We start from the raw sequence: 16,081 nt of genomic DNA, 5'->3' as shown, positions 1-16,081 counted from the left end.
GTTCGAGGCACATGGTTCGCGCAGGGCAAGTTAGCTCGAATAGCCGAGCCGTTATGAGCGGTTAACTCGCCGTTTGCCCGGAATGCCCGGCAGTCCGTCTCATCGGCATGGCGGGCGGGCGGCGTCCGGATTGCCGGGATCCGGCGCGGTCGCGGCGAACCGGAAGTATTCATCCGCGCGCCAGATCCGGGACACTCGGCTCGTTCATGATCTCCCCCGGGCGAGCGGCGGCCGGTAAATCCGGGCGACCGTTGTCTCGCCGCGAGCACATGGAGGAACACGACATGGCGGGTACGAGTCGCCGGAACTTTCTCGGCATGGCGGGCGCTTCGCTCGCCGGGGCGGCGGCCGGAGGGCTGCTGCCCGGGTCTATCGGGAAGGCGCTCGCGGTCGAACCGGCCCGCCGGTCGGGGACCATCGAGGACGTCGAGCACGTCGTCGTCCTCATGCAGGAGAACCGGTCCTTCGACCACTATTTCGGCACCATGCGCGGCGTGCGCGGCTACGGCGACCCGCGGCCGCATCTGCTGCCCAACGGGCGGCCGGTGTTCTACCAGCCGCCGGCGAAGACGCGCACCTCCCGCTACAACGGCCGGGGCCTTCCCGACGACGCCGAGTACGTGCTGCCGTTCCCGCTCGACGCCCTGCGCACCAGCGAGCACATCGCCGGCACCGACCACAGCTGGGGCAGCGGCGAGCCGCTCTGGAACGGCGGACGCTATGACGGCTGGGTGAACGAGAAGCAGGACGTGTTCACCATGTGCTACCAGCAGCGTTCCGAACTGCCCTACCACTATGCGCTGGCCGAGGCGTTCACCATCTGCGACGCCTACCACTGCTCGGTTCCCGCCGACACCGCGCCGAACCGGATCATGCTCTGGTCGGGCACCATCGACACGCAGAACCGGCTCGGCACCAAGGCGAACGGCCCCGGTCTGGACGAGCGCGCGAACACCAACGGCTACACCTGGACCACCTATCCCGAGCGGCTGCAGAAGGCCGGCGTCACCTGGAAGCTTTACCAGGGCGGCAGCGGCATCCCGGGCGAGCCGACGGACAACTACACCGACAACTCCCTCGAGTTTTTCGCGCAGTACCACCCGCAGGAGGGCGCGTCCGGCCCGCTGGTCGAGCAGGGCGTTTCGACGCACACGCTCAAGGAGTTCCGCGCCGACGTGCAGGCCGGGAAGCTGCCGCAGGTCACCTGGATCGTCCCGCCGTACAAGTACAGCGAGCACGCCGCCGCGTCCGCCAGCGACGGCGCGTACTACCTGAACCTCGTCCTCGACGCGCTGGTCTCGAACCCCGAGGTGTGGAGCAAGACCGTCTTCTTCGTCAACTACGACGAGAACGACGGCCTGTTCGACCACGTCGTCCCGCCGATGCCGCCGCTGCTGAACCAGCCGGGCACGGACGGCCTCGTGTCGCGGGCGCTCTCGGCCAGCCTCGCCGACGAGTTCCTCGACTTCGACAAGCTGCGCCCGAGCACCGGAACCGGCCCGAGCGGCCACCGGCTGGCCGGCAAGCACCCGGCCGGGCTCGGTTCCCGGGTGCCGATGTTCGTCGTGTCGCCGTGGTCGCGCGGCGGCTGGGTCTGCTCGGAAACCTTCGACCACACGTCGGTGCTGCGTTTCCTGGAAGCCCGGTTCGGCGTGGCGGAGCCGAACATCAGCGCGTGGCGCCGGTCCGTCTGCGGCGACCTCACCTCGGCGTTCGACTTCTCCCGCCCGCAGACCAAACCGGTCGTCACGCCCACGCCCGCCCCGCTGCCGAGCAAGAACCAGCCGTTCTCGGTGAAGCTGCCGCAGGCGATGCCGAAGCAGGAGCCGGGCGTCCGTCCCGCACGGGCGCTGCCGTACCGGTTCACCACCGCGCTCGCCGGAAAGCGCGACGGGCACTCGGTTTCGGTGCGGTTCACCAACGACGGCACCGTGGGCGCGCACTTCTACGTCTACGCGCACGGCGACTCGCCCCGCCGCTACACGGTCGCCGCGCACGACACCCTCACCGACACCTGGGACGGCGCACCGGGCACCGACGAGCACGGCAAGTACGACCTGCGCGTGACCGGCGCGAACGGTTACCTCGCGCAGTTCACCGGCACCACCGCGGACACCACCGAACCCGAGGTTTCGGTGTCCACGAACAATTACGGTGCCCCACTGCTGACCCTGACCGTCACGAACCCGGGCCGACAGCGCCGGAAACTCAAGCTGCGCAACGATTACAGCCGCGGCGCCGCCCGCACGATCGTGCTCGGCCCGGGAGAAACCCGCCGGGTGCCGTGCGAAACCGCGTCCGCGTTCGGCTGGTTCGACATCTCGCTGACCGACCCGGCCGCGCCGGGTTACCTGCGCCGGTTCGCCGGACACAACGAGACCGGCCGGCCGAGCTTCAGCGACCCCGGCCCGCGGCGATGATCACCGCTGCACACGTTCGCGCGTAATGGAAACGCCCGGCCGGGCAGTCCTGGCCGGGCGTTTCCGCGTGCCGATCGCTTCGTCGCTTGAGCCGGGCCACGCCCGGCGCGGGCGGATCGTGCAGGCTCTCCGCTGACGAAGCGGCTAAAGTCCGGCCATGAAGCGCGCATCGGCGGCCGACGGGCTCGACCTCTACCTGCCCGTGTCCACCACGCGCCCAGCGCACGCGCTCGAAACGGCGTTGCGCGCCGCGGTCGTCGACGGCCGTCTCCCGGTGGGCACCCGGCTGCCCGCCTCGCGCGCACTCGCCGCCGACCTCGGCATCGCCCGCAGCACCGTCTCCGAGGTTTACTCGCGACTCGCCGCCGAAGGCTGGCTGGAAAGCCGCGTCGGTGCCGGAACGTGGATCGCCGGGTTCCCCCGGCAGGCACAACCAGCTGCCGCGCAACAACAATCGCCGCCGGAGTACGAACTTCGCGGCGGCCTCGCCGACGCCGGAGACTTCCCGCGCAGCCAATGGAGCGCGCAAACCCGGCGGGCGCTGTCGGAAATGCCGGTCTCCGCGTTCGCCTACGCACCGCCCGAGGGAGTGCCCGAACTCCGCGACACTCTCGCCGGATACCTGGCCCGCACGCGCGGCGTCACCGCGGGGGACATCGTGATCGGCAGCGGCTTCGGCGACCTGCTTTCGTTGACCTGCCGCAGTATTCGCGCGCGCGGCGGCAAGCGGATCGCCGTCGAGGAGTACGGGCACGAACGGCACCGGCGCATCATCGCCGAGTCCGGTTTGGACATCGTCCCGATTCCGGTGGACGCGGAAGGCGCGGACCTCGACGGCACGAAGGCCGACGCGGTCTTCCTCACCCCGGCCCACCAGTTCCCGACCGGCGTCCCGCTCTCCCCGGAACGCCGCCGGGCCGCCGTCGAATGGGCGAACGCGCGCGACGCGCTGATCCTGGAAGACGACTACGACGGCGAATTCCGCTACGACCGCCGCAGCATCGGCGCACTCCAAGCCCTCGCGCCGGATCGAGTCGTGTACCTGGGCACGTCGAGCAAAGCCCTCGCCCCGGCCGTCGGCGTCGCCTGGGCCGTGACCCCGCCCGACCTCCTCCCCGAGTTGCTCCGGCAGCGAAGCCTCAGCGGCGTCACGCCCAGCGGTCTGCACCAGCAGGTCCTCGCCCGTTTCCTCGATTCCCACGAGTACGACCGTGCCGTCCGCCGCCGCCGCGCCACGTTCCGGACGCGTCGCGAACTGTTCGCCCAGCTCCTCGCCGAACGCACTCCGGACCTGCGGCCCGGCGGCCTCGCCGCGGGTCTGCAATGCCTGGTCGAACTCCCGGACGCCGCGGCCGAAGAACGGGCGCTCGCCGCCGCCCGCCAGTTCGGCGTCGCCCTCGAAGGACTCGCCGACTACCGCGCCCCCGGCGGCAACCCGGACCGCGCCGGAGTCGTCATCGGCTACGGCGCGGTGTCGTCCGCCCGAGCCACGCGCGCCCTCGCCTTGGCCGCCGACGCGCTGGCAAATGGTCTGAGTTCTTAGCTTCAGATTGGCCGGGAACCCGGACCATTCGAGACCTAATCTAGGTCCATGACAACGACGATCCCGATCCCCCAGCGCCTCGATTTCGACGCGCTGGCCCCGATTTTCTCCCGTGCGATGAGCACTTTGGACGACGCCGCGACCCAGCAGCTCGACCACGCCGAGATCGACCCGGGCCTGCGCGAGTTGGTCCGCCTCCGCGCGTCCCAGATCAATGGCTGCGCCTACTGCGTCGACATGCACTCGCAGGCCGCGCGCAAGGAAGGCGTCACCGCTCAGCGGGTCGACGCTCTCGCGGTCTGGGCGGAATCCGGCCTGTTCACCGCTGCCGAGCGGGCCGCGTTCGCGCTCACCGAGGACGTCACGCGCCTCTCCGAAACGCACGTGCCCGAGTCGACCGTTTCCGAGGCCGTCGCGGCATTCGGCGAGGAAGGCGCGGCCGCGCTGATCGCGCTCATCACCGCCATCAACATGTGGAACACGGTCGGCGTCTCGACCCGGTGCTGGTCGGTCAGCCCGGCATGACCAGCACGCGCACGGCGATCCGGCGGATCGCCACCGCCCAAGCCCTGACCTCGGCGGGCGACGGCGCGGTACTGGCCGTGTCCGCCGTCCACTTCACCACCAGGGTCGGCCTGCCGGCCGGAATCGTGGCGCTCGGGCTGTCGCTCGGCGCGGCGACGAGCCTGACCACCACCGTTCCGTTCGGAACGCTGCTGGACCGGATCGGTGCCCGCCGCGCACTCGCCGCGGCGACCGTCGCCTCGGTCGCGGGCCTGCTGCTGTTCGCCGTCGCGCACACTGTTCCGCTGTACATCGCCGCGTGCGCGCTCTTCGCCTGCGGGCAGAGCGCGCTCGCGGCGGGCCGCCAAGCCGTCGTCGCGACGGTGGTGGCTCCCGAAGGCCGCGTCCGGGCCCGCGCCCTGCTGCACACCGCCGTCAACATCGGCATCGGCGCGGGCTCCGGCGTCGGCGCGCTCGTCCTGGCCGCCGGCACCAACGCGGTCACCGTTTTCCTCGTCGACGCCGGATTGTTCGTCTTCGCCACCGCGCTGTACCTGCACGCCGGACCGGACGCACCCACCGAACGCCAGACCGGCTGGCCAGCCTTGCGCGACCGCCGTTACGTCACTCTGACGCTGCTGGCCGCGATCACGCAGCTGACCATGCCGATCCTCAGCGTGACGCTTCCACTGTGGATAGTCACGCGCAGTTCCGCTCCACAATGGACGTCAGCGGTGGTGCTGCTGGCCAACACCGTCCTCGTCGTCCTGCTCCAACTGCCGATCAGCCGCCAGGTCCGCGACGCCCGCACCGCACGCCGATCCCTTGCCGTGGCTGGGATCTTCCTGATCGCCGCCTGCTCCGTCTTCGGCTCGCTCAGCGCTTCAGCACACCCGGTAGTCCTGGCCCTGGTCGGCGCGCTCCTGCTCACCCTCGCCGAAACGACCGCCTCCGCCGGTGCCTGGCATCTCGCGTTCAGCCTTGCCCCCGAAGGACATCAGGGCCAGTACCAAGCGCTGTTCGCCACCAGCACCGCGCTCGCGCGCATCACCGGACCGATCGTACTGGTCCCGCTCGTGCTGACGTTCGGCTTCCTCGGCTGGACGCTCGCCGGGCTCGGGATGCTGGCCGCGGCCGCCGGACTGGCGGCCATGGCCGTGCCGCGGCGGAGCCCTCAGCGGAAAGCCGACTGCCCGGTGATCGCCTGACCCACTACCAGCGTGTGCATCTCGACGGTGCCCTCGTAGGTGAGCACCGATTCGAGGTTGTTCATGTGCCGGATCACCGGGTACTCCAGCGAAATCCCGTTCGCGCCGAGGATCGTGCGCGCGGTGCGGCAGATCTCGATCGCCTCGCGGACGTTGTTCAGCTTGCCGAGGCTCACCTGTTCCGGCCGCAGCACCCCGGCGTCCTTGCGCCGTCCCAAGTGGATCGCGAGCAGCAACGCCTTCGTGTACTCGAGCGTCATGTCGACAAGTTTCTGCTGCGTCAGCTGGAACGCGGAGATCGGCTTCCCGAACTGCGTGCGCTCCTCGGCGTAGGACATCGCCGCCTGCAAGCAGGAACGCGCCGCGCCCACCGAGCCCCAGACGATGCCGAAGCGGGCTTCGTTGAGGCAGCTCAACGGCCCCTTCAGCCCGGTGACCTCCGGCAGCACCGCATCCGCGGGCAGCCGCACGCCGTCGAGGACAAGCTCGCTGGTGATCGAAGCGCGCAGCGACAGCTTGTGCTTGATCTCCGGCGCCGAGAAGCCCGGAGTGTCCGTGGGCACCACGAAGCCGCGCACGCCCTTGTCGGTCTGCGCCCACACCACGGCGACGTCGGCGACGCTTCCGTTGGTAATCCACATCTTCCGGCCGTCGAGGATCCAGTCGTCGCCGTCGCGCCGCGCGCGGGTGCGCATGCTCGCCGGGTCCGAGCCGGCGTCCGGTTCGGTCAGCCCGAAGCAGCCGATCGCCTCGCCCGCCGCCATCGACGGCAGCCACTGCTGCTTCTGCTCCTCCGAACCCCACTTCCAGATCGCGAACATCGCGAGCGACCCCTGCACCGACACCAGCGAGCGGATGCCCGAGTCGGACGCTTCCAGCTCCAGGCAGGCCAGGCCGTACTCGGTCGCCGACATCCCGGCGCAGCCGTAGCCCTCCAGGTGCATGCCGAGCACCCCGAGCGAGCCGAGGTCCTTGGCGAGACCGCGGACGTCGGGCAGTTCGCCGCGCTCGAACCAGTCGCCGACGTACGGGTCGATCCGGTCGGCGCAGACCCGGCGGACCGCGTCCGCGATCGCCTTCTCGTCTTCGGTGAACAGGTCGCCGAGCCCGGCGGGGTCGCGCGGATCCAGCGGCGGCAGGGACTTCGTGGCGCTCATTTCTTCTCCTCTGCGAGCCAGCGGCGAATCTCGTCGCTGTGCTGCCCCAGCCGGGGCGGGGCGGTGTAGCGGGCGACCGGCGTCTCCGAATAGCCGATCGGGTGACGGACCTGGGGCGGCGAGTCGCCGACCGGCACGGTGGGCGCGAGGCCGAGCGATTCCGCGAGCTTGAACCCGTCCGCGAGATCGCCGACCGCACCGGCGGGCACGCCGACCTCGGTCAGCCGCGCGGCCCACGCCGCCACCGTGTCGGCGCCGAGCTGCCGTTCGAGCGCGGCGCGCAGCTCCGGACGGTTGCGCACGCGTTCGGCGTTCGTCGCGAACCGCTCGTCGTCGGCCAGCTCCGGAGCGCCCAGCACCTCGGCGAGCTTGCGGAACTGCCCGTCGTTGCCGCAGGCCAACGCGAGCACGTCGTCCTTGCAACGCAACGTTTCGTAGGGCGCGATCGACGGATGCGCGTTGCCCATCCGCTGCGGCGCGCGTCCGGTCGTGAGATACGAGGAAGCCTGGTTGGCCATCGAACCGAGCAGACTGGACAGCAGATTCACCTCGACCCGCTGCCCCCGCCCGGTCTGCTCGCGGGCTCGCAACGCGGCGAGAATGCCGATGGTGGCGTCCTTCGCGGCGAGCACGTCGACCAGCGCGACGCCGACCTTCGCCGGTTCGTCGGTGCCGGTGACGCTCATCAGACCGCCCATGGCCTGCACGAGGAAGTCGTAGCCGGGCAGGTCCGCGTCGCCGCCGAAGCCGGAAACCGAGCAGTACACAACGCCGGGATTACCCACGCGGACGGATTCGTAGTCGAGCCCGCGCCGTTGCAACGCGCCGGACCGGAAGTTCTCCACGAGCACGTCGGCGCGCTGGGCGAGTTCGCGCGCCAGCACCAGGTCGTCCGGATCGCCGAGGTCGAGCACGACCGACTGCTTGGACCGGTTGGCGCATTCGAAGTACGAGCTGGAGTGCGCGGTCCACGGCGGTCCCCAGCCGCGCGTGTCGTCCCCGGAGCCGGGCCGTTCGACCTTGATCACCGTCGCCCCGAGGTCGGCCAGGTTCACGCACGCCAGCGGACCGGCCAGCACCCGGCTGAAATCCGCGACGACGACACCGTCCAGTGGCATGCTCACGAGCGCACCTCCTCGCTACGCATACTGGCATCGAAATACGTATTTACGCAACCTGCAGGTCCGGGTAGAGTTCCCGATCACCCGAGGAGAGAAAGCACCGATGCCGACGCACCCCACGCCGGACGGCCGTCCGAGGCCGCACCACCGGATGATCGACCGGGTGTCGACCATCCTGGAGCGGGCCGCGCGCTCCCGGAACGGGGTCACGCTCACCGAGTTCGCACGCGAGCTCGACGCGCCGATGAGCTCGATCCAGGGCCTGGTCAACGGCCTCGTCGCCACCGGCTACCTCGACGAGCACGACCGCCGCTACTCCCTCGGCCCGGCACCGTTCCTGCTCGTCCGCCTCGTCGGCCGCCCCACCGTCACCACGGTGTCGCACGAGGACCTCGAAGCGCTGCACGAGGAAACCGGGATGACCGCGGTGCTGGCGATCATGGTGGGCAGCGACCTCTATTACGTCGACTACGCGTCGCACGACCCGCGCTACGCCTATCTCGCCGAAGGTTTCGTGCGCCGCTCGCCGATCCGCACGTCCACCGGCTGGATCTTGCTGGCGGCCATGGAAAACCGGGACCTGTGGCCGCAGATCGGCGCATTGCCGCCCGCGGATGCCGAACTGGTCGAACGCTTCGTGCAGGACCTGACCCGGATCCGCACCGAAGGCCTGGTCGCCGCGCCGAGCGCATCGACCGAGGCGGACGGCGTGTCCGTCGCCGTGGTGGAGGACGGCCGGACCGTCGCCGCGGTCGGGATCATGGGCAGCCACGCCGAAGTGGCCGAGCGCAAGGACGAGCTGATCAAAGTCCTTACCCAGCACCGTCGTGAGTGGCAAAGCCGGTTCTAACCGGTTTCAACGCTCACGATCGCCGTCAGCACGCCGCCGTCCGGATCCAGGTCGCGTTCGACCTCGGCCAGCCGGGCCGTCGCCCGCTGATGCGCGCTGCGTCCGCGCGGCGCGAGATACACCCGCACCCGCCGCCGGTCCTCCGCGTCGACCTCGCGGTACGCGGCCGCGGTGGTGACCAGCCGGTCGACCACCCGCGTCAGCGTCGGCCCGGTGACCAGCGTGTGCCCGGCGAGTTCGGTCATCGTGAGCCCGTCGCCGGCGGCGAGCGCGTCCAGCACCAGCCAGCCGTCGAGCGACAGCCCCTCCTGCTTGAGCAGCGGCTCGATCCGCAGGGTGACCGCGCGTGCGGTGCGGGTGAGCGCGCGGATCAGCGACGCCTCGGCCGCCTGTGCCTGCCTCATCTCGCCCGCCCTCGTTCCGCCCTTGCGCAAATGCCTCCGCATTGTAAGACTTTCAAATGGAAGCAAGTCAACCGGCAAAGAAGCCCGGAGCCGGCATGGGACTCGGAGTCGCCAGCCGCGCGAGCGCGTTGCGCGTCGCGCTGGTCGTCCCGCTGCAGGGACCGGCGGGCCTTTTCGGGCCCTCGTGCGAGGCGATCAGCGAACTCGCGGTCCGGGAACTCAACGACGCGGGCGGGATCCTCGGCCGCGAGGTCGCGCTGGAAGTCGTCGACGGCGGCGCTCCCCCGGCCCAGGTCGCCTCGGCCGTGCGCCGGCTGGTCGACGCGGGCGAGGTCGACGCGGTCACCGGTTGGCACATTTCCTCGGTCCGCAACGCCCTCGCGCCGGTCCTCGCCGATCGCGTTCCGTACGTGTACACGTCGCTCTACGAAGGCGGCGAAAGTCGTTCCGGCATCTACTGTTCCGGCGAAATCCCGCGTGTGCAGATCCAGCCCGCGCTGCGGTGGCTGCGCGACAACTGCGGCGCGCGCACCTGGTTCGTGGCGGGCGACGATTACGTGTGGCCGCGCGGTTCCGCGGACGCGATCCGGCGCTACGCAAGGGAACTCGATCTCCAGATCGTCGGCGAAGCGTTCGTCGGACTCGGCTCGGGCGACATGGCCCGGCTCGTCCGGCGCGTCGAAACCTCGGCGTGCGACGGCGTTCTGATGCTGTTCGTCGGGCAGGACGCGGTCCGGTTCAACCGCCGGTTCGCCGCGCGCGGCCTCCACGAGCAGATGCTCCGGTTCAGTCCGCTGATGGAAGAAAACATGCTGCTGGCCAGCGGAGCCGAAGCGACCCGGAACCTCTTCGCGTCCGCCGCGTACTTCCGCTCCCTCGTCACCGCGGACGCGATGGACCTGCTCGGCCGCTACGTCCACCTGCACGGCCCGGCCGCGCCGCCGCTCAACAACGCGGCCGAATCCTGTTACGAGGGCTTGCATACGCTCGCCGAACTCGCCCGCCGGGCAGGCACTCCGGACATGCGCGCCTTCAACGCCGCGATCGACGGCGTCGCCTACGACGGACCGCGCGGCACCGTCGAATTCCACGGCCAGCAAGCCGCCCAGCACGTGCACCTCGCCGCCGCGCAAGGCTGCGACTTCGATCCGATCACCCGGCTCTGACCCGTCCCGCTCCGCTCTTGACGGCCGCCGTCCGCCCATTTATTTTCACTTGACAGTATTTCATCTGGTACCAACTGAGGAGCGTGCGATGAACAACGTCGGCCTGCTCTACGTCGGGGCGGTACTGCTGGTCAACGGGCTGATGCTGCTCGGGCGCGTGCCCGCGCGGTCGGCCGCCGCGCTGAATCTGTTCGTGGGCGGACTGCAGTGCGTGACGCCGACGGTGCTGATCATCCAGGCGCACGGGGATTCCGAAGCGATCCTCGGCGCGTCCGGGCTGTTCCTGTTCGGCTTCACCTACCTGTACGTCGGGATCGCGAACCTCGCCGGTCTCGAACCCGAGGGCATCGGCTGGTTCTCGCTGTTCGTCGCGGGCGCCGCGATCGTGTACGCCGGCCTGGCGTTCTGGCGGCAGGACGATCCGGTGTTCGGCGTCATCTGGCTGTCCTGGGCCCTGCTGTGGGGCCTGTTCTTCCTCGTGCTCGGGCTCGGCCGCGAGGAGCTGACCCGGTTCACCGGCTGGACGACCGTCCTGCTGAGCCAGCCGACCTGCACGCTGCCCGCGTTCCTCGCGCTCACCGGCGGCTACCGCTCCACCGCGACCGCCGCCCTCATCGCGGCGGCGATCGCGATCCTGCTCGTCGCCCTCGCCGCGGTGCTCGGGTTCCGCGGCCAGCCCCGCTCCGTCCCCGACCGCGCCGCGGCCGCGGCCTGACCCTCCACCAGAAGGAGAAATCCCATGCGACACGGTGACATTTCCTCGAGCCCGGACACGGTCGGCATCGCGGTCGTGAACTACAAAATGCCGCGGCTGCATTCGAAGGCCGAGGTGCTCGACAACGCGCGCAAGATCGCCGACATGGTGGTCGGCATGAAGAGCGGCCTGCCCGGAATGGACCTCGTCGTGTTCCCCGAATACTCGACGCAGGGGATCATGTACGACGAGCAGGAAATGTACGACACCGCGGCGACCGTCCCCGGCGAGGAGACCGCGATCTTCTCCGCCGCCTGCCGCGAAGCAGACACCTGGGGCGTTTTCTCGATCACCGGCGAACAGCACGAGGACCACCCGAACAAACCGCCGTACAACACCTTGGTGCTGATCGACAACCACGGCGAGATCGTGCAGAAGTACCGGAAAATCCTGCCGTGGTGCCCGATCGAGGGCTGGTACCCGGGCGACCAGACGTACGTCACGGACGGCCCGAAAGGGCTCAAGATCTCGCTGATCATCTGCGACGACGGCAACTACCCGGAAATCTGGCGGGATTGCGCAATGAAGGGCGCCGAGCTGATCGTCCGCTGCCAGGGCTACATGTACCCGGCGAAGGACCAGCAGGTGCTGATGGCGAAAGCCATGGCGTGGGCCAACAACTGCTACGTCGCGGTCGCCAACGCGGCCGGATTCGACGGCGTGTACTCGTATTTCGGCCACTCCTCGATCATCGGTTTCGACGGCCGGACGCTCGGCGAAACCGGCGAGGAAGAATACGGCATCCAGTTCGCCCAGCTGTCGCTTTCGGCGATCCGGGACGCCCGCGAGTACGACCAGTCGCAGAATCACCTGTTCAAACTGCTGCACCGCGGTTACTCAGGCGTGCACGCGGCCGGCGACGGCGACAAGGGCGTCGCGGACTGCCCGTTCGAGTTCTACCGCACGTGGGTCACCGACGCGCAGAAGGCGCAGGAAAACGTCGAGGCCATCACGCGCAGCACGATCGGCGTGGCCGAATGCCCGGTCGGCCAGCTGCCCGCGGAAAAGACCAAGCAGGCCTGATCCCCCCGCTGGCTGCCGGTTTTTCGGTTCAGGGAAAGGACACCATGCCGTTCATCACCGACAGGTACCACGACCAGAACCGGAACCGGCAGCCAGCCGCTCCGGCCGCCGCCCCCGCTCCGTCCACTCCATCCACTCCGGACACTCCCGAAGCGCTCGCACAACGCCTGCGCAGCCGCGTCCTGGGCCAAGACCCAGCCATCGACGCCGTCGTCCGCGCGATCACCCTGGCCCGCGCGGGCGCGACGGAACCCGACCGTCCCCCCGCGACTGTTCTACTTCTGGGCCCCACCGGCGTAGGCAAAACCGAACTGGTCCGCCAGGTCGCCGCCGCCCTGCGCTCCGGCCCGGACGATCTGTGCCGAGTGGACATGAACTCCCTCGCCCAAGAGCACTACGCAGCCTCCTTCAACGGTGCTCCGCCCGGGTACGCGGGAAGCAAGGAAGCCTTCACCGTCTTCGACCGGTCCACTGTGGAGGGTGATCCGTACACCCCGGGAATCGTCCTTTTCGACGAGGTGGAGAAAGCCCACCCTACTGTTCTGCGCGCCCTCCTGGGCGTACTGGACAACGGAATCCTCCGTCTCGCGAACGGCCAGGAGAAAATCTCCTTCCGCAACAGCTTCGTATTCCTCACCTCGAACCTGGGCTCAAAGGAACTCGCCCGCCGCCGAGGTTCCCGCTGGCGCACGCTCCTCGACCGCGGCCACACCCGCCGCACCGTGGTCGACAAAGCCCTCCAGTCGTTCTTCGACCCGGAATTCCTGAACCGCATCGACGAAACGGTGATCTTCGACGAACTGGACCGCACCACCATCGAACAAGTAGCCCGCCTCGAAACCGACCTGCTGCGCACGAGACTCCGCCGCCGCGGCGTCGATCTCCAAGTAGACGACTCCGCCGTCCACCTCCTCGCCGATCAAGGCTTCGACCCGATATACGGCGCCCGCGGCCTGCGCCGGACCCTGCGCACCCACCTGGCCGCCCCGGTAGCCGCCGAAATCATGCGCGTACGCCCGACCGGCACCACCCCGCTGCGGATCACCGCAACCGCCTCGGCCGGATCCGTCCGCGCGACCGCCACCGATCCGGCGCCTTGACACCGCGCAACCACCTCAGCCGGAACCCACCCGCACAACCGCCACCGACCCAGAGCCTCGACACCCCACGACCACCTCAGCCGAAACCCACCCGCGCCACCACCACCGACCCAGAGCCTCGACACCCCACGACCACCTCGACCGGAACCCACCCGCGCCACCACCACCGACCCAGAGCCTCGACACCCCACGACCACCTCGACCGGAACCCACCCGCGCCACCACCACCGACCCAGAGCCTCGACACCCCACGACCACCTCGACCGGAACCCACCCGCGCCACCACCACCGACCCAGAGCCTCGACACCCCACGACCACCTCGACCGGAACCCACCCGCGCCACCACCACCGACCCAGAGCCTCGACACCCCACGACCACCTCGACCGGAACCCACCCGCGCCACCACCACCGACCCAGAGCCTCGACACCCCACGACCACCTCGACCGGAACCCACCCGCGCCACCACCACCGACCCAGAGCCTCGACACCCCACGACCACCTCGACCGGAACCCACCCGCGCCACCACCACCGACCCAGAGCCTCGACACCCCACGACCACCTCGACCGGAACCCACCCGCGCCACCACCACCGACCCAGAGCCTCGACACCCCACGACCACCTCGACCGGAACCCACCCGCGCCACCACCACCGACCCAGAGCCTCGACACCCCACGACCACCTCGACCGGAACCCACCCGCGCCACCACCACCGACCCAGAGCCTCGACACCCCACGACCACCTCAGCCGAAACCCACCCGCGCCACCACCACCGACCCAGAGCCTTGACGCCGCGCGACCGCCTCTCTAAGTTCTCCGGACATAGGACGTCGGACATCCCACGTCCGGAGCGAGAGGCGGTCCCCCGGTGCTCCCGAGAACAGTCACGCTTGCGCTCGCCGCAACCCTCTTGAGCCTCACCCCGACCCCGCCCGCCCACGCGAGCGGCAGCTGCACGTCGTCGACCCCGTTCGTCTCAGGCGCCGAGGGCTACCACACCTTCCGCATCCCCGCGGTGGTCCGCGCAGCGAACGGCTCGCTGATCGCCTTCGCCGAAGGCCGCCGCGACTCCCCCGGCGACTCCGGCGCGATCCAAACCGTAGCCAAAACCTCCCACGACGGCGGCTGCACCTGGGGCGACCTGCGGGTAGTCGACAGCAACGGCGAGGCCACCGCAGGAAACCCGACCCCCGCGGTAGCCCGCAACGGCGACCTGGTGCTCCTGACTGTCCACAACGGACCCGTCAGCGAGAAAGCCATCATGTCCGGCACCGTGTCCGCACAAGACACCCGCCGGGTTTTCGTCCGACGCAGCCCCGACAACGGCCGCACCTGGACCCCAGCCCGCGACATCACCGCCACGACGAAACTCCCGGCCTGGCGCTGGTACGCCACCGCCCCCGGTCACGCCACCGTCCTCAAACACGGCCGCCACGCCGGGCGGATCGTGGTCCCCGCCAACCACTCCAGCGCCCCGCCCGCAGGTTCCGCGGACGTGGGAACCGAAGCCAAGTACTACGGCGGCCACGACCTCTACAGCGACGACAACGGCCGCACCTGGCACATCGGCTTCACCGACGACCCGACTGACGGCGTCCTCGCCCCCAACGAAACCACCGCCACCGAACTCCCCGACGGCACGGTGTATTTCTCGAGCCGCAACCAAGGCTCGGCCCCGGAACACCGCCTAGACGCCTACAGCACCGACGGCGGAGCCACCCTGACCCGCCCGTACCAAGTGCAGCCAACCCTGTCCGGCCCGAAGGTAGAAGGCAGCGTCCTGCAAACAACGAACCGCAGCGTACTCCTCTATTCCGGCCCGTCGGATCCAGCGTCCCGCCGCACAATGCAACTCAGGACCAGCTCAGACCGCGGCAAAACCTGGCAGCCGTACACCGTTCTCGCCGACGCCCCCGCCGGCTACTCCGACCTGGTCCAACCAGACCGTTTCACCATCGGAGTGCTGTTCGAAACGGGCGTCACCAGTGCGTACGAAAAGATCGAATTCCGCCGCTTGCCCCTTTCCTGACAGGGGTCGCCGGTAAAATCGCGCGCATGACGGACCCGTGGCTACGCCGCTTCCACCCCGCCGACGACGCCCCCGCCCGCGTGGTGTGCCTCCCGCACGCAGGCGGCGCGGCCCCGTTCTTCCACCCGTTGTCGAAGGCGCTGTCCCCCACTGTCGACGTCCTGGCGGTGCAATACCCCGGCCGCCAGGACCGAATGGCCGAACCGGCTTTGCGCACCATCGAAGAACTGGCGGACGGCGTCACCCAAGCCCTGCTGGCGTGGCTGGACCTCCCGGTAGTGCTGTTCGGCCACAGCATGGGCGCGACGCTCGCGTACGAGGTAGGGCTGCGCCTGGAATCGCGAGGCACCCCAGCGGAAGCAGTAGTCATCTCCGGCCGCCGAGCCCCGTCCCGCCTGGTCAACGAACAAGTCCACCTCCAAGACGACGACGGTTTGCTGGCCGAGATCGAAGGCCTGGCAGGCACCGACCCGAAAGTCTTGCGAGACCCCGAACTGCGAGAACTGTTCCTGCCAGCCCTGCGCGCGGACTACACGGCTGTCGAGACGTACCGCCCAAGCCCAGGACCGCTAGCCGCGCCCATCCACGCCCACACCGGAGACGCCGACCCGCATGCCCCCGTAGACGACGTACAGGCTTGGTCGTCCCACACCACCGGGGATTTCACCCTGACCACCTACCCAGGCGGCCATTTCTACCTGGTGGAACACGCGGCCGCGCTGACCGACGCCCTGCTGAAACTGACCACGAGCGGGTTCTAACTGTGATGTCCAGGGAGGTTGGTCAGCCGGGTGACGG

General features: G+C 69.6%; 14 protein-coding genes. 11 read left to right on the top strand and 3 right to left on the bottom strand.

Annotated features, from left to right (window positions below; translation table 11 throughout):
- Positions 1-284 precede the first annotated feature (284 nt).
- The 4 genes from EIZ44_RS16425 (at position 285) to EIZ44_RS16410 (ending at position 5,675) form a co-directional block, all read left to right on the top strand.
- Positions 285-2,420, top strand: coding sequence for a phosphocholine-specific phospholipase C (locus EIZ44_RS16425; protein ID WP_134729506.1), 2,136 nt, complete (start codon positions 285-287; stop codon positions 2,418-2,420).
- 157 nt (positions 2,421-2,577) lie between these two features.
- Positions 2,578-3,963, top strand: a complete 1,386-nt coding sequence (gene pdxR / locus EIZ44_RS16420) for a MocR-like pyridoxine biosynthesis transcription factor PdxR (RefSeq protein ID WP_134729504.1) — start codon at positions 2,578-2,580, stop codon at positions 3,961-3,963.
- 48 nt (positions 3,964-4,011) lie between these two features.
- Positions 4,012-4,488: a carboxymuconolactone decarboxylase family protein gene (locus EIZ44_RS16415; protein WP_134663161.1), complete on the top strand. Its 477-nt coding sequence runs from the start codon at positions 4,012-4,014 to the stop codon at positions 4,486-4,488.
- Positions 4,485-5,675, top strand: a complete 1,191-nt coding sequence (locus EIZ44_RS16410; protein WP_134729502.1) for an MFS transporter — start codon at positions 4,485-4,487, stop codon at positions 5,673-5,675. Before EIZ44_RS16415 ends, EIZ44_RS16410 begins: the two co-directional genes overlap by 4 nt.
- Here EIZ44_RS16410 and EIZ44_RS16405 read toward each other — a convergent pair.
- Positions 5,642-6,832: an acyl-CoA dehydrogenase family protein gene (locus EIZ44_RS16405; protein ID WP_037814134.1), complete on the bottom strand. Its 1,191-nt coding sequence runs from the start codon at positions 6,830-6,832 to the stop codon at positions 5,642-5,644. The genes EIZ44_RS16410 and EIZ44_RS16405 overlap by 34 nt on opposite strands.
- Positions 6,829-7,950, bottom strand: a complete 1,122-nt coding sequence (locus tag EIZ44_RS16400; protein WP_037814135.1) for a CaiB/BaiF CoA transferase family protein — start codon at positions 7,948-7,950, stop codon at positions 6,829-6,831. Before EIZ44_RS16400 ends, EIZ44_RS16405 begins: the two co-directional genes overlap by 4 nt.
- A 106-nt stretch (positions 7,951-8,056) precedes the next feature.
- Here EIZ44_RS16400 and EIZ44_RS16395 point away from each other — a divergent pair, with 106 nt between their 5' ends.
- Complete coding sequence (locus EIZ44_RS16395) at positions 8,057-8,803, top strand: IclR family transcriptional regulator (RefSeq protein ID WP_037814136.1); 747 nt, start codon at positions 8,057-8,059, stop codon at positions 8,801-8,803.
- Here EIZ44_RS16395 and EIZ44_RS16390 read toward each other — a convergent pair.
- Positions 8,800-9,207 (bottom strand): MarR family winged helix-turn-helix transcriptional regulator, encoded by a 408-nt coding sequence (locus EIZ44_RS16390; RefSeq protein ID WP_167754156.1) that lies wholly within the window; start codon positions 9,205-9,207, stop codon positions 8,800-8,802. The genes EIZ44_RS16395 and EIZ44_RS16390 overlap by 4 nt on opposite strands.
- Positions 9,208-9,302: 95 nt before the next feature.
- Between EIZ44_RS16390 and EIZ44_RS16385 the strand changes: the two genes are divergently transcribed.
- The 6 genes from EIZ44_RS16385 (at position 9,303) to EIZ44_RS16360 (ending at position 16,044) form a co-directional block, all read left to right on the top strand.
- On the top strand, positions 9,303-10,373 hold the full coding sequence (locus EIZ44_RS16385) for a substrate-binding domain-containing protein (protein ID WP_134729499.1): 1,071 nt from the start codon (positions 9,303-9,305) through the stop codon (positions 10,371-10,373).
- 88 nt (positions 10,374-10,461) lie between these two features.
- On the top strand, positions 10,462-11,088 hold the full coding sequence (locus tag EIZ44_RS16380; RefSeq protein ID WP_037814139.1) for an AmiS/UreI family transporter: 627 nt from the start codon (positions 10,462-10,464) through the stop codon (positions 11,086-11,088).
- Between the two features lie 24 nt (positions 11,089-11,112).
- Complete coding sequence (locus tag EIZ44_RS16375) at positions 11,113-12,150, top strand: aliphatic amidase (RefSeq protein WP_037814141.1); 1,038 nt, start codon at positions 11,113-11,115, stop codon at positions 12,148-12,150.
- Between the two features lie 44 nt (positions 12,151-12,194).
- Positions 12,195-13,250, top strand: coding sequence for an AAA family ATPase (locus EIZ44_RS16370; protein ID WP_134729497.1), 1,056 nt, complete (start codon positions 12,195-12,197; stop codon positions 13,248-13,250).
- 872 nt (positions 13,251-14,122) lie between these two features.
- Positions 14,123-15,283: a sialidase family protein gene (locus tag EIZ44_RS16365; protein ID WP_134729495.1), complete on the top strand. Its 1,161-nt coding sequence runs from the start codon at positions 14,123-14,125 to the stop codon at positions 15,281-15,283.
- Between the two features lie 26 nt (positions 15,284-15,309).
- Positions 15,310-16,044, top strand: coding sequence for a thioesterase II family protein (locus EIZ44_RS16360; protein WP_134729493.1), 735 nt, complete (start codon positions 15,310-15,312; stop codon positions 16,042-16,044).
- The last annotated feature ends 37 nt before the right edge of the window (positions 16,045-16,081 follow it).

The sequence above is a fragment of the Amycolatopsis nivea genome, from assembly GCF_004522235.1.
Taxonomy (GTDB): Bacteria; Actinomycetota; Actinomycetes; order Mycobacteriales; family Pseudonocardiaceae; genus Amycolatopsis; species Amycolatopsis nivea.
This window is presented reverse-complemented; position numbering and strand designations above follow the sequence as displayed.

Bases quoted from the DNA above. Each gene is read 5' to 3' on its own strand.
- EIZ44_RS16415 (WP_134663161.1), top strand. From the start codon at position 4,012: ATGACAACGACGATCCCGATCCCCCAGCGCCTCGATTTCGACGCGCTG.
- EIZ44_RS16370 (WP_134729497.1), top strand. From the start codon at position 12,195: ATGCCGTTCATCACCGACAGGTACCACGACCAGAACCGGAACCGGCAG.
- EIZ44_RS16405 (WP_037814134.1), bottom strand. From the start codon at position 6,832: ATGAGCGCCACGAAGTCCCTGCCGCCGCTGGATCCGCGCGACCCCGCC.
- pdxR (WP_134729504.1), top strand. From the start codon at position 2,578: ATGAAGCGCGCATCGGCGGCCGACGGGCTCGACCTCTACCTGCCCGTG.
- EIZ44_RS16395 (WP_037814136.1), top strand. From the start codon at position 8,057: ATGCCGACGCACCCCACGCCGGACGGCCGTCCGAGGCCGCACCACCGG.
- EIZ44_RS16360 (WP_134729493.1), top strand. From the start codon at position 15,310: ATGACGGACCCGTGGCTACGCCGCTTCCACCCCGCCGACGACGCCCCC.
- EIZ44_RS16375 (WP_037814141.1), top strand. From the start codon at position 11,113: ATGCGACACGGTGACATTTCCTCGAGCCCGGACACGGTCGGCATCGCG.
- EIZ44_RS16425 (WP_134729506.1), top strand. From the start codon at position 285: ATGGCGGGTACGAGTCGCCGGAACTTTCTCGGCATGGCGGGCGCTTCG.
- EIZ44_RS16410 (WP_134729502.1), top strand. From the start codon at position 4,485: ATGACCAGCACGCGCACGGCGATCCGGCGGATCGCCACCGCCCAAGCC.
- EIZ44_RS16390 (WP_167754156.1), bottom strand. From the start codon at position 9,207: ATGAGGCAGGCACAGGCGGCCGAGGCGTCGCTGATCCGCGCGCTCACC.
- EIZ44_RS16380 (WP_037814139.1), top strand. From the start codon at position 10,462: ATGAACAACGTCGGCCTGCTCTACGTCGGGGCGGTACTGCTGGTCAAC.
- EIZ44_RS16385 (WP_134729499.1), top strand. From the start codon at position 9,303: ATGGGACTCGGAGTCGCCAGCCGCGCGAGCGCGTTGCGCGTCGCGCTG.
- EIZ44_RS16400 (WP_037814135.1), bottom strand. From the start codon at position 7,950: ATGCCACTGGACGGTGTCGTCGTCGCGGATTTCAGCCGGGTGCTGGCC.